This is a genomic window from Streptomyces sp. NPDC085946, from assembly GCF_044540485.1.
In the GTDB taxonomy this organism is placed as follows: domain Bacteria; phylum Actinomycetota; class Actinomycetes; order Streptomycetales; family Streptomycetaceae; genus Streptomyces.
In genome coordinates this window covers 186299-207398 of sequence record NZ_JBITSF010000015.1, presented here as the reverse complement: position 1 = coordinate 207398, position 21100 = coordinate 186299, and the positions used below count along the sequence as shown (strand labels likewise).

General features: G+C 75.9%; 23 protein-coding genes and 3 pseudogenes. 11 read left to right on the top strand and 15 right to left on the bottom strand.

Translation table 11 applies throughout. The features are described from left to right. Nucleotides 1-60 precede the first annotated feature (60 nt). The 4 genes and pseudogenes from ACIF8T_RS27350 to ACIF8T_RS27335 form a co-directional block, all read left to right on the top strand. Complete coding sequence (locus ACIF8T_RS27350; protein ID WP_400038755.1) at nt 61-369, top strand: ArsR/SmtB family transcription factor; 309 nt, start codon at nt 61-63, stop codon at nt 367-369. Further along, nucleotides 366-1457, top strand: coding sequence for an ACR3 family arsenite efflux transporter (gene arsB, locus ACIF8T_RS27345; RefSeq protein WP_400038754.1), 1092 nt, complete (start codon nt 366-368; stop codon nt 1455-1457). The genes ACIF8T_RS27350 and arsB overlap by 4 nt, the downstream gene beginning before the upstream one ends. Beyond that, nucleotides 1454-2511: pseudogene (locus ACIF8T_RS27340) on the top strand (ArsO family NAD(P)H-dependent flavin-containing monooxygenase). The gene arsB and the pseudogene ACIF8T_RS27340 overlap by 4 nt, the downstream one beginning before the upstream one ends. Beyond that, nucleotides 2507-3100, top strand: a pseudogene (locus tag ACIF8T_RS27335) (AAA family ATPase); the annotation flags it as partial. The pseudogenes ACIF8T_RS27340 and ACIF8T_RS27335, both read left to right, overlap by 5 nt. 114 nt (nt 3101-3214) lie before the next feature. On the opposite strand, the gene ACIF8T_RS27330 reads toward ACIF8T_RS27335, so the two are convergent. The 6 genes from ACIF8T_RS27330 to ACIF8T_RS27305 form a co-directional block, all read right to left on the bottom strand. Further along, entirely contained in the window at nt 3215-3700 is a 486-nt protein-coding gene (locus ACIF8T_RS27330; RefSeq protein ID WP_400038753.1) for a carboxymuconolactone decarboxylase family protein, read from the bottom strand. A gap of 122 nt (nt 3701-3822) precedes the next feature. After that, entirely contained in the window at nt 3823-4275 is a 453-nt protein-coding gene (locus tag ACIF8T_RS27325; protein WP_400038752.1) for a hypothetical protein, read from the bottom strand. A gap of 75 nt (nt 4276-4350) precedes the next feature. Then, nucleotides 4351-4884 (bottom strand): kinase, encoded by a 534-nt coding sequence (locus tag ACIF8T_RS27320; RefSeq protein WP_400038789.1) that lies wholly within the window; start codon nt 4882-4884, stop codon nt 4351-4353. Nucleotides 4885-5252: 368 nt separating this feature from the next. Beyond that, entirely contained in the window at nt 5253-5807 is a 555-nt protein-coding gene (gene tpg / locus ACIF8T_RS27315) for a telomere-protecting terminal protein Tpg (protein WP_400038751.1), read from the bottom strand. 13 nt (nt 5808-5820) lie between these two features. Then, nucleotides 5821-8061, bottom strand: coding sequence for a telomere-associated protein Tap (gene tap / locus ACIF8T_RS27310; RefSeq protein ID WP_400038750.1), 2241 nt, complete (start codon nt 8059-8061; stop codon nt 5821-5823). Nucleotides 8062-8076: 15 nt separating this feature from the next. After that, nucleotides 8077-8463: a hypothetical protein gene (locus ACIF8T_RS27305; protein WP_400038749.1), complete on the bottom strand. Its 387-nt coding sequence runs from the start codon at nt 8461-8463 to the stop codon at nt 8077-8079. A gap of 817 nt (nt 8464-9280) precedes the next feature. Between ACIF8T_RS27305 and ACIF8T_RS27300 the strand changes: the two genes are divergently transcribed. Next, nucleotides 9281-10495 carry a lysostaphin resistance A-like protein gene (locus tag ACIF8T_RS27300; protein ID WP_400038748.1) on the top strand — a complete coding sequence of 405 codons (1215 nt, stop codon included), beginning with the start codon at nt 9281-9283 and terminating at the stop codon, nt 10493-10495. Nucleotides 10496-10634: 139 nt separating this feature from the next. Here the strand turns inward: ACIF8T_RS27300 and ACIF8T_RS27295 are convergent, their stop codons facing one another. Continuing rightward, nucleotides 10635-11564 carry a serine/threonine dehydratase gene (locus ACIF8T_RS27295; protein ID WP_400038747.1) on the bottom strand — a complete coding sequence of 310 codons (930 nt, stop codon included), beginning with the start codon at nt 11562-11564 and terminating at the stop codon, nt 10635-10637. Between the two features lie 107 nt (nt 11565-11671). Here ACIF8T_RS27295 and ACIF8T_RS27290 point away from each other — a divergent pair, with 107 nt between their 5' ends. Both ACIF8T_RS27290 and ACIF8T_RS27285 read left to right on the top strand, forming a co-directional pair. Next, complete coding sequence (locus ACIF8T_RS27290; protein ID WP_400038788.1) at nt 11672-12031, top strand: LysR family transcriptional regulator; 360 nt, start codon at nt 11672-11674, stop codon at nt 12029-12031. Continuing rightward, nucleotides 11914-12537 (top strand): annotated as a pseudogene (locus ACIF8T_RS27285) (LysR substrate-binding domain-containing protein); the annotation flags it as partial. The gene ACIF8T_RS27290 and the pseudogene ACIF8T_RS27285, both read left to right, overlap by 118 nt. 57 nt (nt 12538-12594) lie before the next feature. On the opposite strand, the gene ACIF8T_RS27280 reads toward ACIF8T_RS27285, so the two are convergent. The 5 genes from ACIF8T_RS27280 to ACIF8T_RS27260 all read right to left on the bottom strand — a co-directional run bounded on the left by ACIF8T_RS27280 (nt 12595) and on the right by ACIF8T_RS27260 (nt 15747). Beyond that, complete coding sequence (locus ACIF8T_RS27280; protein ID WP_400038746.1) at nt 12595-12966, bottom strand: hypothetical protein; 372 nt, start codon at nt 12964-12966, stop codon at nt 12595-12597. Between the two features lie 145 nt (nt 12967-13111). Continuing rightward, nucleotides 13112-13786 carry a hypothetical protein gene (locus ACIF8T_RS27275; protein ID WP_400038745.1) on the bottom strand — a complete coding sequence of 225 codons (675 nt, stop codon included), beginning with the start codon at nt 13784-13786 and terminating at the stop codon, nt 13112-13114. Nucleotides 13787-14110: 324 nt separating this feature from the next. Then, a complete protein-coding gene (locus tag ACIF8T_RS27270; protein WP_400038744.1) occupies nt 14111-14458 on the bottom strand; it encodes an SCO4225 family membrane protein in 348 nt (115 codons plus the stop codon). A gap of 230 nt (nt 14459-14688) precedes the next feature. Continuing rightward, on the bottom strand, nt 14689-14991 hold the full coding sequence (locus ACIF8T_RS27265) for an SCO0607 family lipoprotein (protein WP_400038743.1): 303 nt from the start codon (nt 14989-14991) through the stop codon (nt 14689-14691). 114 nt (nt 14992-15105) lie between these two features. After that, the gene (locus ACIF8T_RS27260) at nt 15106-15747 is read right to left on the bottom strand and encodes a potassium channel family protein (RefSeq protein ID WP_400038742.1); all 642 of its coding nucleotides are present in this window, start codon (nt 15745-15747) and stop codon (nt 15106-15108) included. A 619-nt stretch (nt 15748-16366) separates the two neighbouring features. On the opposite strand from ACIF8T_RS27260, the gene ACIF8T_RS27255 reads away from it, so the two are divergent. After that, nucleotides 16367-16792: an SHOCT domain-containing protein gene (locus tag ACIF8T_RS27255; protein WP_400038741.1), complete on the top strand. Its 426-nt coding sequence runs from the start codon at nt 16367-16369 to the stop codon at nt 16790-16792. Between the two features lie 333 nt (nt 16793-17125). Further along, nucleotides 17126-18481 (top strand): diacylglycerol/lipid kinase family protein, encoded by a 1356-nt coding sequence (locus tag ACIF8T_RS27250; RefSeq protein WP_400038740.1) that lies wholly within the window; start codon nt 17126-17128, stop codon nt 18479-18481. A 119-nt stretch (nt 18482-18600) separates the two neighbouring features. Here ACIF8T_RS27250 and ACIF8T_RS27245 read toward each other — a convergent pair whose 3' ends face one another. The 3 genes from ACIF8T_RS27245 to ACIF8T_RS27235 are packed head-to-tail and all read right to left on the bottom strand — an operon-like array spanning nt 18601 to nt 20572. Continuing rightward, nucleotides 18601-19068, bottom strand: a complete 468-nt coding sequence (locus ACIF8T_RS27245) for a helix-turn-helix transcriptional regulator (RefSeq protein WP_400038739.1) — start codon at nt 19066-19068, stop codon at nt 18601-18603. Nucleotides 19069-19121: 53 nt separating this feature from the next. Next, nucleotides 19122-19532 (bottom strand): VOC family protein, encoded by a 411-nt coding sequence (locus tag ACIF8T_RS27240; protein ID WP_400038738.1) that lies wholly within the window; start codon nt 19530-19532, stop codon nt 19122-19124. Nucleotides 19533-19537: 5 nt separating this feature from the next. Beyond that, nucleotides 19538-20572, bottom strand: a complete 1035-nt coding sequence (locus ACIF8T_RS27235) for a phosphotransferase (RefSeq protein ID WP_400038737.1) — start codon at nt 20570-20572, stop codon at nt 19538-19540. A gap of 97 nt (nt 20573-20669) precedes the next feature. Here ACIF8T_RS27235 and ACIF8T_RS27230 point away from each other — a divergent pair, with 97 nt between their 5' ends. Both ACIF8T_RS27230 and ACIF8T_RS27225 read left to right on the top strand, forming a co-directional pair. After that, a complete protein-coding gene (locus ACIF8T_RS27230; protein ID WP_400038736.1) occupies nt 20670-20804 on the top strand; it encodes a hypothetical protein in 135 nt (44 codons plus the stop codon). Next, nucleotides 20801-21010: a hypothetical protein gene (locus ACIF8T_RS27225; RefSeq protein ID WP_400038735.1), complete on the top strand. Its 210-nt coding sequence runs from the start codon at nt 20801-20803 to the stop codon at nt 21008-21010. The genes ACIF8T_RS27230 and ACIF8T_RS27225 overlap by 4 nt, the downstream gene beginning before the upstream one ends. Nucleotides 21011-21100: the final 90 nt, after the last annotated feature.

Sequence of the window (21100 nt, the reverse complement as noted above, 5' to 3'; positions counted from 1 at the left end):
ACGGGCCTTCAGATCAGCCCCAGCTGGTATCAGCGCGGGATGATGTGACAGTATCAGCCCATGATGACGTCAGTCGACACTGACCTGATCAGGGTGCTGGCCGACCCGCTCAGGCTCCGGATCGTGACCCTGCTCGCCCGCGAGACGCTGTGCACCACCCACCTCGTCGAGGAGACCGGTGCCCGGCAGACCAACCTCTCCAACCACCTGAGGGTCCTGCGCGAGGCCGGGGTCGTCGACACCGAACCGTGCGGGCGCTTCACCTACTACAAGCTCCGCCCGGACGTCATCGCCCGACTCGCCGGGCAGTTCGCCGACCTCGCCGAACAGGCCCGCACCGCCGCCGACAACAAGAGGGCCTGCCCGTGACCCGCACCGAAGCACCCGCGACGACACGCGAGGCGTCCGTCTTCGCCAAGCTCTCCGCCCTCGACCGCTACCTCGCCGTGTGGATCCTGCTCGCCATGGCCGCCGGTCTCGGACTCGGGCGGGTGGTCCCCGGCCTGGACGACGCGCTGGCGAAGGTGGAGATCGGCGGCATCTCCCTGCCGATCGCGCTCGGCCTGCTGATCATGATGTACCCGGTCCTGGCCAAGGTCCGCTACGACAAGCTCGACGCCGTCACCGGCGACCGCAGGCTGATGGTCTCCTCCCTGGTCGTCAACTGGGTCCTCGGCCCCGCGGTGATGTTCGCGCTGGCGTGGATCTTCCTGCCCGACCTGCCCGAGTACCGCACCGGGCTGATCATCGTCGGCCTGGCCCGCTGCATCGCCATGGTGATCATCTGGAACGACCTCGCGTGCGGCGACCGCGAGGCCGCCGCCGTCCTGGTGGCGCTCAACAGCGTCTTCCAGGTCCTCGCCTTCGGCCTGCTCGGCTGGTTCTACCTCGACCTGCTGCCCGGCTGGCTGGGCCTGGGCGACGGCGAGCACCTGGACATCTCCATGTGGAAGATCGCGCTCAACGTGGTCATCTTCCTCGGTGTCCCACTGCTGGCCGGCTTCCTGACCCGCCGGATCGGCGAGCAGAAGATGGGCCGCGAAGGCTACGAGCAGCGCTTCCTGCCGAAGATCGGCCCGTGGGCGCTGTACGGGCTGCTGTTCACGATCGTCGTCCTCTTCGCCCTCCAGGGGAAGAGCATCACCTCGCAGCCGCTGGACGTGGCCCGGATCGCGCTGCCGCTCCTGGTCTACTTCGCGGTGATGTGGTTCGGCACCTTCGCCCTCGGCAAGGCCCTCGGCCTCGCCTACGACCGCACCGCCACCCTCGCCTTCACCGCCGCGGGCAACAACTTCGAGCTCGCCATCGCGGTGGCGATCGCCACCTTCGGCGTCACCTCCGGCCAGGCCCTCTCCGGCGTCGTCGGCCCGCTCATCGAGGTCCCCGTCCTGGTCGCGCTGGTCTACGTATCCCTCGCCTGGCGGCGCAAGTTCACCGTCGCGCCGCTGGGTTCATGACCAAGCACACCGATGTGGTGGTGGTCGGCGGCGGCCAAGCGGGGCTCGCCGCCGGCTACCACCTGCGCCGCCAAGGCCTCGACTTCGTGATCCTGGACGCCGAGGCGGCGCCGGGCGGGTCCTGGCAGCACATGTGGGACTCGCTGCGCCTGTTCTCCCCCGCCGCGCACTCGTCGCTGCCCGGCCGGCCGATGCCGGTCCAGCCCGGTGCGACGTACCCGGACGCCCGGCACGTCGTCGCCTACCTCGCCGACCACGAGAAGCGCTACGCCCTGCCGGTGCACCACGGCACCCGCGTGGTGGCCGTCCGCCGCGACGGCGGCCGGCTCCTGGTCGAGGCCGACACCGGCACCTGGCGGGCCCGGGCCGTGGTGAGCGCGACCGGCACCTGGTCGCGCCCGTTCGTCCCGGCCGTTCCCGGCCGGGACGTCTTCACCGGGCGGCAGCTGCACACGGTGGACTACCGCCGGCCGGACGACGTCCGGGGCCGGGTCGTCGTGGTCGGCGGCGGGAACTCCGGTGCGCAGATCGCCGCCGACCTCGCCCTGGCCGGGGCCGACGTGACGTGGGCGACCCGGCGCCCCCGCGCTTCCTGGCCGACGACATCGACGGCCGGGCGCTGTTCGAGGTGGCCACCGCCCGGCGCCGCGCCCTCGACGAGGGCCGTGGTGACACGGGCGGGGTCGCCTCGCTCGGTGACATCGTCGCCGTGCCGCCGGTACGCGCCGCCCGCGACGCCGGACTCCTGCGCACCCGGCCGATGTTCAGCCGGCTCACCGCGACCGGCGTCCGCCGGGCGGACGGCAGCCGGGCTGAGGCGGACACCGTCGTCTGGTGCACCGGCTTCCGGCCCGCCCTGGCCCACCTCGCCCCGCTCGGGCTGCGCGGCCCGCGCGGCCACGTAGCGACCGCGGGAACGCGGGCGGCCGGCGAACCCCGCCTGCACCTGCTCGGTTACGGCGACTGGACCGGCCCGGCCTCCGCCACCCTCATCGGCGTGGGCCGCACCGCCCGCGAGGCCGCACAGCGGATCGCACGCGACCTGGACGGCTGAGCCGACGGCCGGCCCGTTCGCGCACGTCGTCGTGGACGAGGCGCAGGAACTGACCGACGCGGAACGGCAGATGCTGCTGCTGCGCTGCCCGTCGCGCAGCTTCACCGTCGTCGGGGACCGCGCCCAGGCGCGGCACGGGTTCGCCGGGTCGTGGCGGGAACGGCTGGAACGGGTCGGGTTCGACCGGATCGAGTCGGCTTCCCCGAACGTCAACTACCGCACGCCCGAGGAGGTGACGGCGGAGGCCGAGCCGGTCGTCCGGGCCGCGGTCCCGGACGCCGACGTCCCGGTCTCCGTCCGCAGCGGCGGCGTCCCCGTCGTCCGCGGAGCCGCCGCGGACCTGCACGCGGTCCTCGACGCCCGGCTCGCCGCGCACGCCGACGGCATCGCCTGCGTCATCGGCGATCCCGCCTTCCCGCCGTCGACGCCCCGCGTCCGGTCGCCGGCCCCGGAGCTGTCGGAGGGGCTGGAGTCCGACCTCGTCGTCCTCGTCGACCCGGAGAAGTTCGGCGAGGGCGTCGCGGGGGCGGTCGACCGCTACGTCGCGATGACCCGGGCGGCCCGGCAACTCGTCCTCACGAGTTCCTGACGTCACCGGGCCTCGCCGGGCCGGTGACGACCGGGTGCGCCTCGGGGCACCCGCGCCCGCACCGGCCCGGCCCGGACGGCGTGCTCCCGGGACCGGGCCGGACGCGTCCGCCGGTCAGTCGAACACGGCGGAGAACATGCCGGGTTCGTAGGAACCGCCCTTCTGGTGCACGATCACGGCGAGCCGGTTGGCCGCGTTGATCAGGGCGACCAGGCAGACCAGCGCGGCGATCTGGTCGTCGTCGTAGTGCTTGCGCACCTGGGCCCAGGTCTCGTCGGACACCCCCTGGGAGGCGTCGGCGAGCCGGGTGCCCTCCTCGGCGAGCGCCAGCGCGGCCCGCTCCGCCTCGGTGAACACGGTGGACTCGCGCCACGCGGCGACCAGGTGGAGCCGGACCGCGCTCTCGCCCGCGGCCGCGGCCTCCTTGGTGTGCATGTCGATGCACCAGCCGCAGCCGTTGATCTGGCTGGCCCGCAGCGACACCAGCTCCTGCGTGGACCTCGGCAGCGGCGACTGCTGGATCACCAGCCCGGCGTTGGCGAACCGCTTGAAGAACCTGGTGGCGATCTCGTTGTCGAACAGGGTGAAGCGGGTGTCCATGACTCAGTCCTCACTCGTGGTCGTGCACGGGACGAACACGAGATGCCGGCGGGCCGCCGCGTGTGACGGTCCGGCGCTGTGACGTACGCCACCGCCCTCAGGGGCGGGTGCCGCGGTGCGGTTCACGCGCGGGGATCGGGCAGCACCTCCGACGCGGACTCGATGACCCGCTCCACCCGCAGGGTCAGGCAGTGCACGGTGCCGGCCCGGGCGACCAGGACGTCGGGGACGTCGGCCTCGTAGAAGCGGAGGTACCCGACGGTGCCGGTGCTCGTGGTGCGGCGGCCGAGCCACAGCACCATCCTGCGCAGGTCGTCGAACTCGTCGGGATGGGCCTCCGACCGCACGGTCAGCGCCCATCCCCACCCGTCGCGGCGGAGCTCGCCGACCAGTACGCCCCCGACCCGCCGCGCCGGTCCCCGGGCGTCCCACAGGGGATACGCGTACGCGCCGCGGTCACCCGCGTCAGAGGTACCGCCTTCCTCCCCCAAGTGCCAGCGGATCAGGGCGAGTTCCTGCGGCGGCAGGGTGTCCGGCAGGTCGAGGGTGAGCTGGAACTCGTAGACGTCGGCCATGACCGGAGGGCAGGCGGCCACCGCGCGGGGCGGGGCGGTGGGGCGTCCGGCGGCACCGCTCGCGGGCCCGCCCCGTCAGTGCTCGCGCGGGGGAAGGCCGCAGAGGCCGGTGTCGCGCAGGACGCGGTCGACGGTCGCCGTCAGCGCGCTGTCGGCGCCGATCACGGTCTCGGCGCCGCCGGGCAGCAGGTCGAGGGGCCTGTACCAGTCGCGCAGCTCCGCCTCGCCGAACTCCAGCGCCTGCGGCTTGGTGGCGTGCCGGGCGAGGGTCTCGGCGAACGGCACGTCCAGGTAGTAGGCGTGGGTCGGACCCCGGTGCTCGGCGCGCAGCCGGGCGAGCATCTCGCCGTAGTGGTCGGCGTGGAGGATGCCCTCGACGACGACGTGGTAGCCGGCGTCCAGGGCGTAGCGGGCGACGGTGTCGATGAGGCCGATGTTCGCCGCGCCGGGCCGGTCGCGTTCGCGCAGGACGACGCGGCGGAGGTTGTCCTGGCCGACCACGGCCAGGCCGCGGCCGAACCTCTCCCGCAGGCCGGCCGCGACGGACGACTTGCCCGAGGCGCTGTTGCCGCGCAGCACGACCAGCCGGGTGTCCCGGGTTCCCGTCATCACGGCGGTCAGGCTATCGGGGCCGGCGCCCGCCTGTGCCGGGGCTCGGCAGTGGTCGCCGACGGCACCGCACAGGCTGCGCGGAAACCGGGCCGAAGCAGCCGGACTGTCACCAGAGAGGCGCCGGAGTCGTCCCACATGGCCGATATCACCGGTCTTCCTGTCGCCGGGGCGCGGTGTGACGCGCGACGACCTCGTCGTGACAGCAGTGGTGGCCTGCTGCGGCGGACGCCGGCCCGCCACCGTGGAGCCGGCCGGCACCCCCGAGTCCGGCGCCCGGCCTGGCAGGTGACGACAAGCCTGCCCACGTGGCGACCATCGCGCTTCGGCTCACTACCGGGGCCCGCTCCCGGGTGGGGCCGCGGCCGTCAGAGGTCGAAGTCGACGTGCTCCACGTCGGTGAACTCGACGTCGAGGCCCCGGGCGCGCCGGTTGCGGTCGCGGAAGTAGATCTCGCCCAGGCCTTCGGCCGTGATGGCGCGCAACTGCTGTTCCGTGGCGCCCTCTTCGTGGGCCCGGAAGAGGCGGTCCGCGTACGCGGGGGGCAGGGCCACGGTGAGGTGCCGCAGCCGCGGGTCGTCGGTGGTGCCGGGGGCCGCGCTGTAGCCGAACCGGGCCCGGGTGTCGATGACGATGCCGCCGGTGGTGGCCGCCTGCCGCCTGGCCCGGGCGCGGACCCCCGGCTGCCACCGCCGGCGCACCTCGTGCTCCAGGCGTGCGGCCAGCTCCGGCCGGGGCGTTCTGATCTGGTTCCGCACGTAGCGTTCGACGGTGCGCCGGGTGACGCCGAGCAGCTCGGCCACGGGCCCGGTGCCGTTGAGCCGCTTGACGAGGTACCGCATCTGCGCGCCCGCGCTCCTGGGCACCGGGCGCGTGAACGCCTTGTGCAGCGCGGCGTCGAGGCCTTCCCCGACCGTGTCCACCAGGCAGCCTCCTCTACTCTCCGTCGTCCGTGGCGGTGACCCGGCCGTCCTTGATGTAGCGCGCGAGGTTGAGCTCCTGGCCGTGCTTCTCGCGCACCTCCTCGCCCCACAGGGTGGTCTGGGTGCCCTCGTGCTTGACCATCCCCGGGGAGACGCCGAGCCGGAAGCTGCCGGGCACGGTCGTGCCGTCGGCGGTGTAGGGCAGGACGTGCAGCGGGCTGGGGCCGTCGGCGGCGTACACGGCGCAGTCCGACAGGATCGCGACCGGGTACTGCCCGGTGGCCGCGGCGAGGGCGGTCATCTTGCGGTGCATGTTGACCCGGGCGCGGGAGATCACGGTGGCGCGGATGTCCGGCCGCCAGGTCGGGCGGGCGAGCGCGGGCCACGGCAGGCCCGGGCGCCAGCCGCCGCCGCGCGGCCGCTCCCGCAGTTTGCCGATGCCGCCCTTGACGGTCGCCTTGATCGCGGACAGCACGATCGCCAGGTGCGCGTCGCGCTGCCGGTGGCCCTCCATCGCCGCCAGGAACTCCTCCGGGGCCAGGCCCTCCGGCACCCCCAGGTCGGCCATGGTGGCGACGTAGGCGTCGCGCAGCCGCTTGTACCAGCCGTCCAGGTAGCGGCCGGCGGCGGGCCGGACGTACGCCTCGACCGGTTGCACGTCGTAGCCGAGTTCCACCGCGTACGCCACGGTCGGTGTCGCGTACCAGGCCGGGCCCTCGGGGCGTTCGCCGCCCGGGGTGAACGGGCTGGGCAGCAGCTCGCCGCGCAGGTGCCGCCACTCCTTGCCGACCCGTACGCGGGACAGGTCGACGTGGGAGAGGTCCACCAGCCAGCTGCCGGGGAGCTTGGGGTCGAACGCCGGGTTCCTGACGTGGACCGGTGCGCAGGCCAGGCCGACGACCGCGCCGTTGGCGGCCGCGCCGAAGGCGAGGTTGATGTCGATGCCGACCAGGTGGCGCTTCATGCACTCGTCGTCGGTGAGCGGCCGCGCCCAGTCGTACGCCTCCTCCAGCAGCATCTCGGCCGGGCCCCGCTGGTGGAACCGGGGCAGGCCGGCCAGCAGCGGGTGCCCGTCGGGGGCTTCGCAGGGCGCGCAGTCCACGGGGTCGGTGCCCAGCGAGCCGGGGTTGTGCTCGCTGTGCCGCCGGCCGTCGGCGTCGGGCCGCCCGGCCCGGGTCGGCGGGGTGAGGGCGGTCATCAGTTCCAGGCCGGTGACGGCGGTGGAGCCGCGCGGGGTCATGACCCGTGTCGCGTAGACGCCCAGGAGACGGGCCAGTTCCGCGGGGGGGAGCTGCGCGGCGCCGCCCCAGTGGCGGGGGTCGAGCGCGTCCCAGGACGGGATGCAGAGCTGGACGCAGGCGCGCCGCGCGCCCTGCGCGGGGCGGTAGATCCGGGCCCACGGCCCGAAACCGCGCCGCGTCAGCTGCCAGCCGGCCCGCTGCACCTGCTTGACGGCCTTGTGGGAGTCGGGGATGCGTCCGGCGAGGCGTTCCTCCTGGGAGAGGTGGACCGGCAGTCCGTACCGTTCGCAGGCGCCGGCGGTGAGCACGACCAGCGGATCGGCGTCCTTCCCGGAGCCGTTCAGCCGGGGCGCGCCCAGCCGGGCCTCGTCCAGGGCCCATTCGACCAGGGCGGGCAGGGACCTGGCGGGGACGTCCAGGACCAGGCCGCCGACGCAGTACGCGACGACCCGCCCGTCCTCGTCGGCCGCCAGGACGGCGAGCGGGCCGTGGGCGAAGCGGGGGTCGGCCGCGCTCGGCGCGGCCGCGGTGGTCCTCTCCCCCGGCGTCGGGCCGGAGCGCCGCGCTCCGGGTGTCCGGCCGGTGCCGGCAGCGCGGCGGGGTCGGGTCGCGGGCGCGGCGGGGGCCGTCGGTGCGCCGCCCGTGACGTCCGCCAGTGGTCCCGCGGGCGGCCGCGCGGGCGCCTGCGGGACCGGCCGCCCGGACGGCGGGAGGCCGGGCCCGCCGTCGGACGGTGCGACGGGTGCGGCAGGTGCCGGGCAGCGCCGGGCGAGGCCCTCCAGCAGTCTGCGGTAGGCCTCCAGACGCTCGCCCCTGGGTTCGGCGCGGCCCGCCTCCCATGCCTGGACGCTCGGCACGCGCACCCCCAGGGCCTGGGCGACGGCGGCCTCCGTGAGCCCGGCGGCCTCGCGCAGCCTGGTCCGCTCGGCCGGCGGGGGCAGCACGGTGCCGTCGTCGACGGCGGCGAGCAGCGAGTCGACGGCGCTGAACAGCTCCTGCGGCTGGTCGCTCATGTGTCTCCCCCTCCCTTACCGGACGCCCTGGCGGATCTCTTCGAGACGGGTCACCAGCCGCTGGTAGCGCTGCGAGGCGGCTTGTGAGGAGTTCAGGCCCTGGTGTCCGGCGATCTGCCGCCAGTCCATGCCGCGGCGCCGGGCCTCGATGACCACCTGCGTCTCCAGCCGGTCCAGCGACAGGCGCATGTCCGCGAACATGCCCAGCGCGGCGGCCACGTCGTCCGCGGTCACGTCCGGGTCCCGCCCGCCGTCCTCCTGCTGCCGCGCGGTGGCCGTCAGCAGCCGTTCCAGCAGCGCGGCGTCCTCCGCCAGACGACGGGCCGGAGCCCGCCCGCCGGTGGATTCCCCCGCCCCCGCGGACCGGCGTCCGCCGGCGGTGTCCCGTACCTCACGTGCCATGCGGCCACCCTATCGTCAGGGGACAACAGGACAACACGACGTTGTTCTGTTGTCCCACGTGCCGCACCTTCTCGCGGCACGTGGACGGAGGAGGCGCGGCGGACCGTGCGCGGTCCGGCGGTCGGGGTGCGGGACCCGGACGCCGGCCGGGCCCGGTGCGGAGCGGGATGCGCGCGTGGTCAGCGCACCGGGCAGCCCCACGGGGCCTCCGCCCCGGCTCGGGGGGTCACAAGGCGGAGGCCCCTGTCAATGTCTTCCGCTGCGGGGGAGCGTCCGGATGCACTCCCGCGGGCGGGAAAGGGACGGGGCGCCGGGACCGGTGGCCGGTTTCAGGGGGTGGGCGCGGAGGCGGGGCCGAACGTCGTCACCGGGGACGGGCCGTCGAGAATCCGGTGACCGGTTCCCGAAGGCGTCCGCTCACCGGCCGCGGTCCGGGCGGGTGCGTGTCACGCGGCACGGCGACCGGCCGGCGCAGGGCGGCCGGTGTCCCGGCGAGCGACCGCAGCGGATCGTGGCGGCGCCGTCCCGGCGCGGCCGGTGGCAGCACCAGGGCGACGGCCATGCCGGTGGTGGGCAGCGGCGGTCCGGGCGGAGCGCCGCCCGGCAGCAGCACGAGGGGGAGGACCGCCGCGTCGGGCGGCGCGGGGACGGCCGGGAGCAGCCGGGTGCGGAGGGATTCCCTGCCGGATGCGCGCGTGGGCGACGTGCCCCGCGCCCGCGCCTGCCTCGGGACGGGCGCCGTGTCCACCCTGAGGCAGAGGGGGTCTCCTGCCGGCGGGGGACGCCGCGGGCGGGCGGCGACGTCATGCTGATGCCCATGACCGTCTCGCCGCCGCTCACCCCGCTCCCCTATCACCGCATGGCCCGCTGCACGGACCGCCACCGATGGTGGCGCCCCCTGCTCGGCACGCTCCTGCTGATCGGCGGCTGGCTCCTGCTGGTGCTCGTCCTGGAGGTCGTGTCCTACGGCGTGGGCGCGGCGGCCGGCCGGCCCGAACACCCGGACGGCGGGATCGACTTCGGACCGCTGGCGGGCACGGCACTGGACCTGGCGTACATCGCGCTCGCCCTGCCGCTGGTGCTGCTCGCCGTGCGGTGGACGGGGCGGCGCCCGGCCGGCACGGTCTCGTCGGTCACCGGGCGGCTGCGGATGCGCTGGCTCGGCTGGTGCCTGCTCGCCGCCGTACCGGCCCAAATGGTGCTGGGTTCCTCCCTGTTCTGGCTCCCGGAACCGGAGGGCGGGACGGCCGGGCCGTCGGTGTGGGTGGGGCTGCCGGCGTTCCTCACCTCGCTGGCCGTGCTGGCGGTGCTCGTGCCGTTCCAGGCGGCCGCCGAGGAGTACGTGTTCCGGGGGTGGCTGACGCAGGCGGTGGGCGGGTTCCTGCGCTCGCCGTGGTGTGCGGTGGTGCCGCAGGCCGCGCTGTTCGCCGCCGCGCACGGCTGGGGCACCCCGTGGGGCTTCACCGACCTGCTGGTGTTCGGGCTGGTGGCCGGGTGGCTGACCCTCCGCACCGGGGGACTGGAGGCAGCCGTCGCCCTGCACGTGCTCAACAACCTGACGAGTTTCGGGCTGTCCGCGGCGGTGGTCGACGGGCTCGCCTCGGACGAGACCGCCGCCGACATGCCGTGGCAGCTCGCCGCCGTCGACATCACGGTCATCGCGCTCTACGCGGCGGCCGTCCTCTGGCTCGCGCGACGCCGCCGACCGGCGCGGGTCTCCCCACCGGCGGACCTGCCGATGCCGCCGCACCCGTTCGGCACACCGATGCCGCCGCACGCGTTCGGCACGCCGATGCCGTCATCCCCGTTCGGTACGCCGATGCCGCCGATGCAGCAGGTCCCGCAGGCACCGCAAGCACCGCAAGCACCGCAGGCACCGCAGGCACCGCCGTACGGGCCGGCACCGGCGACCTGGCAGACGCCGGCGGCGCCGGGACCCCGGCCGGGGCCGGCGCAGGAGGTCCCGCCGCCGTCCGGACGGCCACCGGCCTCCGGTCCGTGGGTCCCGCCGGGCGGGCACGGCACGCACTGACGCGGCGGCGCGCGGGCCTCGCGACCCCGGCCGGGGCGACCGGCCGGGGCGGGCCGGCCCCGGTGTCGGTGCGCGCCCGCCCCGGCCCGGTCGCCGGTGGGTCACCGGAAGGCGGCGGGGACGGTGCGACCCCGGGCGGTCACGGCGCGTGCCCTCCCTCGGCCGTCCAGTCCGCGTTCGCGCCGCAGAGGACCAGGCAGGGCAGGTCTCCGGGGACGTGACCGGCCAGCCACGCGGCGAACGGGAGCGCCGCGGCCGGTTCGACCGCGATCCGGCACTCCTCCCACAGCCGGTCGCGTGCCGCGAGGATCTGCGCGTCGGTGACCAGGACGGACGACACGTCGTACCCGCGCAGGACGCCGAACGGGACCGCGCCGACCCGGCTCGCGCCGGTCGCGGAGGCGGCGACGGAGTCCACCGCCGAGTCGACCGGCTCCCCGGCGGCGAGCGCGTCGTGCAGGCAGCGGCAGTGCTCCGGTTCGACGGCGACGACCCGGCGCCCGGCGCCGGCGAGGGCGGTGCCGGCCGCCAGGCCGCCGCCGCCGACGGCCGTCGCGATCGCGTCGGCGCCGGGTGCGTCGGCCACGATCTCGGCCGCCACAGTCCCCTGCCCCGCGACGACGGCCGGATCGTCGTACGGGTGCAGGAACCGGTGTCCCGGCCGCGTCGCGGCGTCCGCCGCCGCCGAGGCGGCCTCGGCGAAGGTGGCGCCGTGCCGGACCAGCCGCGCGCCGGCGGCCTCGATGCGGCGGGCCTTCGCCGCCGGGACCGTCTCCGGCACGTAGACCGTCGCGGCGGCGCCGAGCAGCGACGCGGCCGTCGCGACCGCCAGGCCGTGGTTGCCGCCGGACGCGGCGACGACGTGGTCGTCCAGCGGGCCGGAGAGCATCGCGTTGAGCGCGCCGCGCAGCTTGAAGGAGCCGCTGCGCTGGAGGTACTCCAGCTTGAGCAGGACGCGCCGGCCGCCGGTCTCCAGGTCGAGCAGCGGGGTGCGCCGGGCGTACGGGCGGATCCTGTCGGCGGCCGCGCGGACATCGGCGGGCGTGAGCGTGGGAGTCGGAGTCTTCACGGGGTCCATGCTTCAGCGGACGCCCCGTCAGCGCCAGCGACGATCGGTGAGCGGCCGTCAGCGGTGCTCACGACGGCGGCACGCCGGGAGAACCGGACGTCCGGCGCCTGCGGGTCCTGGTGGAGGTGGCACGCGCCGCCTCCGTCGCCGAGGCGGCGCGCGGGTTGTCCCCCACGCCCTCGGCGCTCTCCCCGCAGATCTCCCAACCGGAGGCGGAGTTGGGCACCCGCCTGCCCGGACGCCACTCGGCCGGCGTCACGCCGACCCCGGTCGGAGCCGTCCTGGCCGAGCACGCGAAGCGGGTGATCGGCGAGCTCCGGCAGGCGCGTGCCGCGCGGTCGAGGCCACGATGGGGGCACAGCCGCAGCGCCTCGCGCAGGGCTCGTTCGCCACCGCAGCGCAGACCTTGGGGCCAGCGGCCCTGGCCGCGCTCCGACGCGGTCACCCGGAAGCCGGGTTGTCGCTGATCGGCATCGAACCGCCCGACCGCCACGGGCCGGTGACGTCGGGCGATCTCGACGTGCTGATCACCCAGCGCCACCCGGGCGGGGCCCGACGCCCCGTTCGGGGCCCGACCGGCAGCCGCTGCCCGCCGATCCGCTGCGGTCGGTGCTGCCCTCCGGCCACCGCCTCGCCAGGGGCGCGGCACGCACCGGTACCGGCACCGGCATTGACTTGGAACGGCTCGGAACGAAACGTGGGTCTCCGGCGCACCCGGCGTTCCGAACCGGACCTGCCCGGAGACCTCGCCCACCGGTCCGGCATCGAACCCCGCGTCGCCCACGAGCCGGCCGGCTACCACGTCGTCCTGGCGCTGGTCGGCGCCGGCCCGGGCGTCGCCCTCGTGTCCGAGAGCCTGCTCGCCGGCACCGGCCGCACGCGGGTCCCGGTCCACGGTCTGCGCGGGCTCGCGCCGGCACGCGAGATCTGCGTCGTGCACCGCCGCCCGGCCGCCCTCGTGAGGGAACTCACGGCCTTCCTGCACACCGCCGCGGGAGTCCCGCACATGACGGCCGGGCCGCCGGCCGCCTCAGCAGGAACTGCCGCAGGACGACGACGAACTGCCGCACGAGGAGGACGAACTGCCGCAGGACGACGAGCTGCTGCCGCACGACGACGAACTGCCGCAGGAACACCCGCTGGACGACCCGCCGCCGGCGGTGTCCGTGTCGTACCAGGACGAGGAGCCGGACGGACTGCCACTGGTCGTCGCCGCCGGCGCGGAGTACGCGCCGCCGCTCGTCGTCCAGGGCCCGTTCCCGTACCCGGCAGCGGAGTTCAGCGGGGAGACCTGCCGGCCCAGGTCGTCCCAGGCCCGCCGCCAGGCCCGGCGGATCATCCAGCTGCACACCGCGACCAGTCCCAGCACGACACCGATCACGAAGACCCATCTCACTCCCATGATTCCCCCCTTCGGCCGGCCCTTCGTGCCGGCTGCCCGCAGGATGCCCGCGGTCGCGGCGGTCCGAAGCGCGTCTTGAGCAAGCCCAGAGCTTTCCGTTCGGCCACGGCACGCGGGGCACCCGTCGTGCGCCCCGTCGGCGGGGTCATCTGCCGCTCGCGCCGTCGAGTTCGCGCTTCACCGCCTGCTCGTCCCGGCCGGACAGGACTTCCTCCAGGCTGGTGTCGTCCTCGCGGGAGAAGCGTTCGCCGCGCGCCACGTCCTCCTTGCTCAGGACGCGACCGCACCACTCCCCCTGGGCGACGGTGCGGTCGTCGAAGGGGACGGCGGCGCCCTCGCCGAGGACGGTCCACCGGCCGTCCCTCCAGCGGAGCGCGAGCACGTACGTGTGGCCGGTCTCCAGGCGCGGGGCGGCCGCGGTCGTCCTCTTCACGCGGTCGCCGCTCCCCCGGTACACGTCCCAGCCGTCGGCCACCATGGTGAAGTCCTTGCCCAGGGGGCGCCGGGGGCTCTCGGCGGACCACAGGAGTTCGTCGTTGCGGAAGGTCACCTCGCGGTCGGTGCGGTGGCTGAGCGGCCCTTCGGTGAACTCGCGGCGGCCCGTGTCCTGTTCGGCGGTCGGCGTGGCCACGACGACGTGGTCGGCGTGGGTGACCCAGTCCTGCGCGGTCCGGGAGGGGAGGTCGTCGTTGGCGATGCCGCAGCCGACCACCGTGTGCAGACCGCCCTGGCCGGTCAGGACGGCGGCGGCGACTCCCGCGAGGGCGAGGCCGGCGGCGACGGGCCGCCCTGCCGGACGGCCCGGAAGTAAGGGCGACACAGGTCCTCTTCTCATGGTGGGAGGGGCCCGGGCCTCGCGCGGCACGCGCCGGGCCCGGTGATGTTCCTCCCCCAAGACGATCTTGTCGCCGCTCCGGTTGCGGACGGACCGTTGTCGCCTCGGTCACGGTGAGTCGCCGGGGACGCGCTTCCCGGCCGTCGCCGGTCGCCGTGGGTCCGCCGGGACCGCTCCCCCTCGCGGTCCGGCTCCGCGCGGCCGCGCCGGGAACGCTCCCCTCACGCCCGGCTTCCGCAACGGTGGTGCAGCGGGCGTTCAGGGCGGGCGCGGGCGGCCCGGACCGGCCGGTGAGGGATGCGGGTCGAATCAGGCGGCGGCCGGGTGGCCGCGCCGCAGGCGGCGTACCACGGTGCCGATCGGCCAGGCGTTCACCAGGGCCGCGACCAGCGTCGGCACGACGAACCGGGCGAGCCCGGCCGCTCCCCCGCCCTCCGGGAGGAACAGGAACGGCAGGCTGACCGGGGCGGTGATCAGCCACGGCCACACCGCCGCGTCCTCGTGCCGGACCAGGGTGGAGTCGATCGCGACCCACACCCAGACCGCCGCGTACAGCATCAGGCAGACCCGGCTGATCCAGTTGTCCGCGATCCGTCCGGCGACCCGCCCGACCATCTGTCCGGCCGTGTGCCGCCCGCCGTTCCGTTCGTTCGCCATGTGCTGCCTGCCTCGTTCCCGGGCGCCCCGGGCGCGCTGTCGGTGGTGCCGTACCGCCGTCCGCCGCTCGTGCGCCGCCGCGCGCGGGACGGACCGGCCGGGCAAGGGCGGCGGGTCCGTCCCGCGCCCCTCTCCCGGCACGACTCCGGTTTTCCGCCCCCGGACCGGCGGTTCGTCGCCCGGCGGCACGACCCGGCCTCCGTCCCCGGGGAGGGCGCCTGCCCTTCCGCCTACTCGCCCTCGGTCTCACGCCCGTTCTCGTCGAGCGCGTGCTCGTTCCAGTACTCGTCCCACTTGTCGCCGACGTGCTCGGGTACCTTGCCCTCGGGGTACCGCACATAGCCCTCGGGCGGCTCCTCCCCCTCCGGTACGCAGTCCCCGCCCCCCTCGTACCCCACGGCCGCCACCGGGTAGTGGCCTCCCCCGCAGACCGCGTCCTGGAGGGAGCAGCCGGTCAGGGACAGCGCCCCGGCCCCGAGCGCGAGCAGGACCGCCGCGGCGCGGTACCCGAACCGGTCATGATGCTGTGGCATGGCGACTCCCCGTGTGTGCTGGTGAGCGCAGTCTGTCCGCCGGTGCCGTCGGGTCGCCTGAGTACGCGTACTCAAGTGACGGCGACCAGGCCGCCGGAGGGCACTCGGGTACGGTCACGGGCCGGCGTCGCCGCCCCGCTTCCCCGGACCGGTCTCCGTGTCCGGGAGCACGGGCGGTCCGCCGTCCCGCCGGCGCAGCCCCACCTGGACGGCGCTCGCCAGCACCCGCGCCGCACCGCCCACGAGCAGCAGTCCTCCCGTCATCTGCAGCATGGTCACCACCCGCCCCGTCCCGGAGCGGGCGGTGATGTCGCCGAAGCCGACGGTGGTGAACGTGGTCAGCGTGAAGTACAGGGCGTCCGTCCTGCTCAGCGGCTCGCTGAAGGAGTGCGGGGTGGTGCGGTCCAGCAGGTAGTAGGTGCCGGCGAAGAGCACCAGGAACAGGGCCAGCGTGGCCGCCAGCGCCTCGACGGCCCTCAGCCGCGGGTGAGGCGAGCGCACGATGCTCCTGACCTCCCACGCGAACAGGACGAGGACCGCCAGCAGACCGCACACCAGCAGTGCCAGCGCGCCGCCCGTGCGCTGCTCGTCCAGGGGCAGCAGGTAGTAGGCGGTGACGAGACCGGCGGCGGTGAGCACGGCGCGGGCGGCCGACGCGACCGCCGTACGCCTGCGGGAAGAAGGCTTGCGGTCGCGCCCGGACGCGCCCGTCGCGGGCCGGGGGTGCCGTGTCCGGGCCGCCGAGGGGTCACTCATCCCGTCTCCCTTCGTTCCGCTCCCGCACAGGGCCGGTGCCCGCCGTCGACGACCACCCCAGCGCCCCGGTGCCGTGAACGGATCACCCTCCGGGGGTGATCCGGCGGGCGAAGGCGCGCGGGACGACGGCCCGGCCGGTCCCCGGCGCCGCCCGGCCGGCGGTCCGGGAGACACCCCGCGCGACGGCGTCCGCCAGGGGCCTCCGCCGTCGCGGCGGCTTCCTTCTCCGCTCCGTGCCCGCCGGAGCCGGGGTGCCGGCCCCGAAACCCCGACGCACGCCGGCGGATCGTCCCGTGGGCCCGGGAGCCCGGACACCGGGCGCCGCCGCGTTCCGGCGTACGCCTGCCCGGCCGTGCGGGCAGCCCGCGGGGGCGGGGGGGGGGGGGGCCCCCCCCCGCGGGGGGGGCGCCCCCCCCCCCCCCCGCCCCCCCCGCCCGGGGGCCCGGGCCCCCCGCCCCGGGCCCCCCGCGGGTGCCCGCCCCCCCCCGCCCCGCGGGGGGGGCCCCCCGGGGGGGGGGGCGGGCCCCCCCCCCCGCGGGGGGCGCCCCCGCCACCCCCGCCGTGCGCACGCTGGAGACGTCACGGCCGGGCCACCGCGCCGGCACGACCGAGGAGCGACATGAACGGGCCGACACACCTCGCGTACGGCCGTCCGCCGCTGGGCGCCTTCTGGACCATGCCGGTGTTCTCCCTGTGGATCGTGTGGTTCCTCCTGCTCTTCCGGATCGTCGCCGACATCTTCTGCGGCGGCATCCTGAACGGCCGGGCCGAGACGGGCCGGCTCGTGTCCGTCGTCGTGCCCTTCCCGGGCGTGTTCGTCCGCGTGATCCCCCGCGGCGAGCACATGGGGCGCCGGGAGGCGCGGCGGGCACGCGCCCGGCAGCAGGCCTTCGACGACCGTGTCCGGGAGACCGCCGGCAGAGGGCCCCGCGGCGTCGGCGAGCCCGTCGGGCTGTCCGGGATCCGCGCCCGCGGCGGCGTCACGGACGACGAGTTCCGCGGGGCCGGGGAGCCGGTCCTGAGCGGGTCCCGCCCGCCGGCCTGAACCCCGTCGCCCGTCCCCGCCGCACCGAACGCACCACACCGCACCGCACCGAAACACCGCACCGAACCGAACACCCCGAACCTGCAGGAAGCGAGGCAGCAGGATGACCGCCACCGACCCCACGCGCGGGCTCGGTCCGGCAGGACCGGGCGTCCCGGTGGGCGCGCGTCGCCGGCGTGGCCGCCGGGCTCGTCGCCGGCTTCCTCCCACTGTCCTCTTGCCCGGCCTGGTCGATCGTGAGTACCGCGGTGTCCGGGTGCGTCGTCCGGGCCCTGTGCGCGGCGCAGAAGGACGGCCCCCTCGCCCCGGGCGACGGGTGAGGGAGGGCGTCGCATGACCGGGCCCGGCCCCACGGCGGGCGCACCGGGCCCCCGCGCCGGAGCGGACGCCGGGCGGGGCCGCCCCGGCTGGGCGCGTCTGGCCCTGCTCGCGCTCGCCGCCGGCCTGCTGGTCCCGCTCGTCACCGCCGGGCTGCGCGGCCTGCTCTGGGTGCTGCCCGCTGTCGCCGGACTGGCCGTCGCCGCCGTCGGGGTGTGGTGGGCCCTGTCCCGCACCGGCGTGGTGCGGACGGCCGGAGTCCTCCTGTGTGCCACCGCGCCCCTCGCCGTGCTCGTGCTGTACGCCTCGACCGGCGTCCTGACGACGGTCCTGCTCTCCCTCGCCCTGTGGGTGCTGGCCACGATCGCGGCCCGCGTCGCGGGCACGCCCCGGCGCGCCCCGGACGAGCAGGGCTCCGCCCCGGTGCCCCGGCACCCGTGGATCCTCATGAACCCGCGCTCCGGCGGCGGCAAGGTCGGCCGGTTCCACCTGGAGGAGAAGGCACGGCGGGCGGGCGCCCGTGTGGTCCTGCTGGGCACCGGACCGCAGGACGCGGCCGGGCTGGCCCGGCAGGCCGTGGCGGAGGGGGCCGACCTCCTGGCGGTGGCGGGCGGCGACGGCACCCAGGCCCTGGTGGCCGAGGTCGCGGCCCGGCACGACCTGCCCTTCATGGTGATCCTCGCCGGCACCCGCAACCACTTCGCCCTCGACCTCGGCCTCGACCGCGACGACCCGGCCACAGCCCTGGACGCCCTCGCCGACGGCGTCGAACTCCGCGTCGACCTCGGCTTCGCGGCCGACCGGGTGTTCGTCAACAACGCTTCCTTCGGCACGTACGCGGCCATCGTGTCCGACCCCGCCTACCGCGGGCGGAAGGTGCACACGAGTCTGCAGAAGCTGCCCGCGCTCCTCACCGGACCGGACGCCCCCCGGCTGCGGATGAGGGCCGGCGGCACCCGCGCCGACGGGTTGCAGGCACTGCTCGTCAGCAACAACCCCTATCTGCGCGCCGTCGACGCGGCCCGGCCCGGGCGCCGGGTACGGCTCGACACCGGGCTGCTCGGGCTGCTGGGCCTGCGGGTCGGCACCACCGCACAGGCCGCGCGGATCGTGCGCGGCGCCCGCTCCACCAGCCTGCTGAGGCTCACCGCGAGGGAAGCGGTCGTGGAGAGCGACACGGACACCGTCCCCGTCGGGATCGACGGGGAACACGTGCTGCTCCCCGCGCCCGTGGTGTGCCGCACGGTACCGGGGGCGCTGCGGGTCCGCGTCCCGCGCGACCGCCCGGGCCCACCGGGGAGCGGAGCGACAGCCGACTGGCCGCGCGTCGTACGGCTCGCTCTGGGCCGCCCCGGAGACGGCTCGCGCTGAGGACCGTCGACGGCGGATCGCGCCGGGGCCGCTCACGGCGGCGCACGTCCTCCTCGGCTCCGGCGCCGCAGCCCCGTCGGGCCCGCGCCCGCGCCCGTCCGCGAGCGGCGCTCCTGCCGTCAGACCGGGTGCGGTCCGGGTGCCGGCGCCTCCCGGTTCCCCACCGGCCCGGTCACCTGTCGCACGGCGCACGGCGGCATCCCCGTCGTGCCGCCCGCCGTGTGGATCCGCCGGTAGGCGCCGGGCGACATGCCGACCAGCTCGGTGAAGCGGGTACCGAAGGCGCCCGGTGAGGCGCAGCCGACCGCGAAGCAGACGTCGGTGACGCCGAGGTCGCCGCGCCGCAGCAGCGCCGCCGCGCGCTCGATGCGGCGCGCCATCAGGTACGCGTACGGGGACTCGCCGTAGGCCTCCCGGAACTGCCGGCTCAGGTGGCCGGCGGGCAGGTGCGCACCGCGGGCGAGTTCCTCGACGTTCAGCGGCCGCGCGTACTCGCGGTCTATCCGGTCGCGGACGCGGCGCAGCCGCGCCAGGTCGCCGAGGCGCTGCGCGGCGGCGCGAGCGCGCCCCCAGGAGGGATGGCACATGACGGCACTCCTTCTCGTCGGCGGGCCCGGCCCACGGCCGCCGCCCGGACGGGTCAGCGGACCTCCTGGATGCGGATCAGGTTGCCGGCGGGATCGCGGAAGGCGCAGTCACGGATGCCGTACGGCTGCTCGGTCGGCTCCTGGACGACCTCCGCGTCGCGGGCCTGCACCTTCTCGAAGGTGCCGTCGAGATCGCGGGTGGCCAGCAGGATCCAGCCGTAGGTGCCCTTGGCCATCATCTCGGTGATGGTGCGGCGCTCGTCCTCGGTGATCCCGGGGTCGGCGGCCGGCGGCGCCAGGAGGAGGGACGTGTCGGGCCGGCCGGCGGGGCCGACCGTGATCCAGCGCATCCTGCCTTGCCCGACGTCGCTGCGGACCTCGAAGCCGAGGACGTCGCGGTAGAAGGCGAGGGCCGCGTCCGGGTCGTCGTGCGGGAGGACGCTGGTGTGGATGGTGATGTCCATGGCGGTCACCCTAGGTGCGGCTCCGCGGCAGCCGCTTCTCGATTCCTGCCCGATCCGCTCACCGGCGGCAGGAGTGCCAGGGCCTCCCGCAGGTTGTGCTCGGCGATCCCGAGCATGGCGGCCCGGTCCGGGTAGTCGCCGTCGAGCAGGCGCAACGGGCCGGCGACCAGGGACAGGCACATCGCGAGCCGATAGAGGTCCAGCCGCCGGGGGTCGAGACCGGGCCGGGACAGGACGGGGTAGTGCCCGCCGAAGCGGAGCCGGAGGAAGACGTGCTCCCACTCGACGTCGAAGTGCGTGAGGCCCTCGATGTCGATCAGCACCGCGTGGCCGTCGGCGTCGACCATGACGTGGTCGGGGCCCAGTTCTCCGTGGATCAGCCCGTACTCGGCCCGGGGAGCGACCCGTGCGGCGAGGCCGTGGAGGCGGTCGCGGACCCGGCCGTGCGCCGCGGCGAGCCTGCGGTCCCTGCCCGCGGCCTCTTCGAGATCGCGGAGCGCCCGGTCGAGCACCAGCTGCTCGCAGGAGGCTCCGCGTGCCGTGCCGCCCCGCTCCGGCGCGTCCGTCCGGCCGTGCTCCGGGGCGAGGTGCCCGTGCATGACCCGCACCTGTGCCGCCAGGTCGTTCAGGGCCGCGGCCGCACGGGCGGGATCGCTCTCCAGGAGGGCTTCGAGCGTGTCGGTGGAAAGGTCCTCGACGACGGCCACGTCCGCCGGCCGGCCGGTGTCCGCCAGGAGGAGCCGCGGCACCCTCACGCCCAGGTCGTCCAGCTTCTGCCGGGCGGCGAGGAACGGGGTGAGGCCCGAGGCGGGTGCGAGCGGATCCCCGGCGTCGGAGCCGCGCCCGCCCGGCCAGAAGTTCTCCTCCTCGGCCCAGCGGTAGACGATCACACTCGTCACCGGGGATCCGTCGACGCGCACCCGGTACACGCCCTTCCGGCTGCCCCCGCGCAGCCGGTCCACCGCGGCCACGCGGCAGCCCGGTCCCAGCGCGGCACGGACCGGCGCCGACAGGTCTTCGGTCTCGGTGAGCTTCCGCATCACGCGAACGTAGCGGACGGCGCGTGCGCACGGGCGGGCAACGCCGGTCCGTCCCACCTCCGTCGGGCGGGTCCGCCGGAACGTGGACCACGGAGCCGTGACGAAGCGGACGGCCCTGGCCACCGGCTCCGGACCGCTGCGCAAGCCGGCCGCGGCGGTCCGGGACGAGCGGCAGAAGCACGCGTACGTCAGCGGCGAGACCCACAGCCGCGACGTCGCCCCCAGCCCTTGACGGTCGGCGGTCACCGGGCCCGGGTGCCGGTCCGCGAGATGCGCTTCCGCGAGTACGGGGTCGAGGCCACGACGGACCTCTCCGCCGTCGTCGTGGTCGGCACCGGACGTCCCCGGGCCTCGCTGCTGTGGATCTCCCTGCCGGAGACCGGGAAGAAGCTCTGGCCGGACGTCAACATCCTGATCGACTCGCTGCGCGTCGGCTGACCGGTCCCCGGCCGGTCCTGCGGCCGGGGACCTGCTCGCGTCGGCCTCGCGCCTGACGGCCGCTCGGGCGCGGGACCGCCGCTCGGGCGC

Coding starts and splice junctions, on each gene's coding strand:
- ACIF8T_RS27350 (WP_400038755.1), top strand. CDS start 61: ATGATGACGTCAGTCGACACTGACCTGATCAGGGTGCTGGCCGACCCG.
- ACIF8T_RS27330 (WP_400038753.1), bottom strand. CDS start 3,700: ATGGACACCCGCTTCACCCTGTTCGACAACGAGATCGCCACCAGGTTC.
- ACIF8T_RS27325 (WP_400038752.1), bottom strand. CDS start 4,275: ATGGCCGACGTCTACGAGTTCCAGCTCACCCTCGACCTGCCGGACACC.
- ACIF8T_RS27320 (WP_400038789.1), bottom strand. CDS start 4,884: ATGACGGGAACCCGGGACACCCGGCTGGTCGTGCTGCGCGGCAACAGC.
- tap (WP_400038750.1), bottom strand. CDS start 8,061: ATGAGCGACCAGCCGCAGGAGCTGTTCAGCGCCGTCGACTCGCTGCTC.
- ACIF8T_RS27305 (WP_400038749.1), bottom strand. CDS start 8,463: ATGGCACGTGAGGTACGGGACACCGCCGGCGGACGCCGGTCCGCGGGG.
- ACIF8T_RS27300 (WP_400038748.1), top strand. CDS start 9,281: ATGACCGTCTCGCCGCCGCTCACCCCGCTCCCCTATCACCGCATGGCC.
- ACIF8T_RS27280 (WP_400038746.1), bottom strand. CDS start 12,966: ATGGGAGTGAGATGGGTCTTCGTGATCGGTGTCGTGCTGGGACTGGTC.
- ACIF8T_RS27270 (WP_400038744.1), bottom strand. CDS start 14,458: ATGGCGAACGAACGGAACGGCGGGCGGCACACGGCCGGACAGATGGTC.
- ACIF8T_RS27265 (WP_400038743.1), bottom strand. CDS start 14,991: ATGCCACAGCATCATGACCGGTTCGGGTACCGCGCCGCGGCGGTCCTG.
- ACIF8T_RS27260 (WP_400038742.1), bottom strand. CDS start 15,747: ATGAGTGACCCCTCGGCGGCCCGGACACGGCACCCCCGGCCCGCGACG.
- ACIF8T_RS27255 (WP_400038741.1), top strand. CDS start 16,367: ATGAACGGGCCGACACACCTCGCGTACGGCCGTCCGCCGCTGGGCGCC.
- ACIF8T_RS27250 (WP_400038740.1), top strand. CDS start 17,126: ATGACCGGGCCCGGCCCCACGGCGGGCGCACCGGGCCCCCGCGCCGGA.
- ACIF8T_RS27245 (WP_400038739.1), bottom strand. CDS start 19,068: ATGTGCCATCCCTCCTGGGGGCGCGCTCGCGCCGCCGCGCAGCGCCTC.
- ACIF8T_RS27240 (WP_400038738.1), bottom strand. CDS start 19,532: ATGGACATCACCATCCACACCAGCGTCCTCCCGCACGACGACCCGGAC.
- ACIF8T_RS27235 (WP_400038737.1), bottom strand. CDS start 20,572: ATGCGGAAGCTCACCGAGACCGAAGACCTGTCGGCGCCGGTCCGTGCC.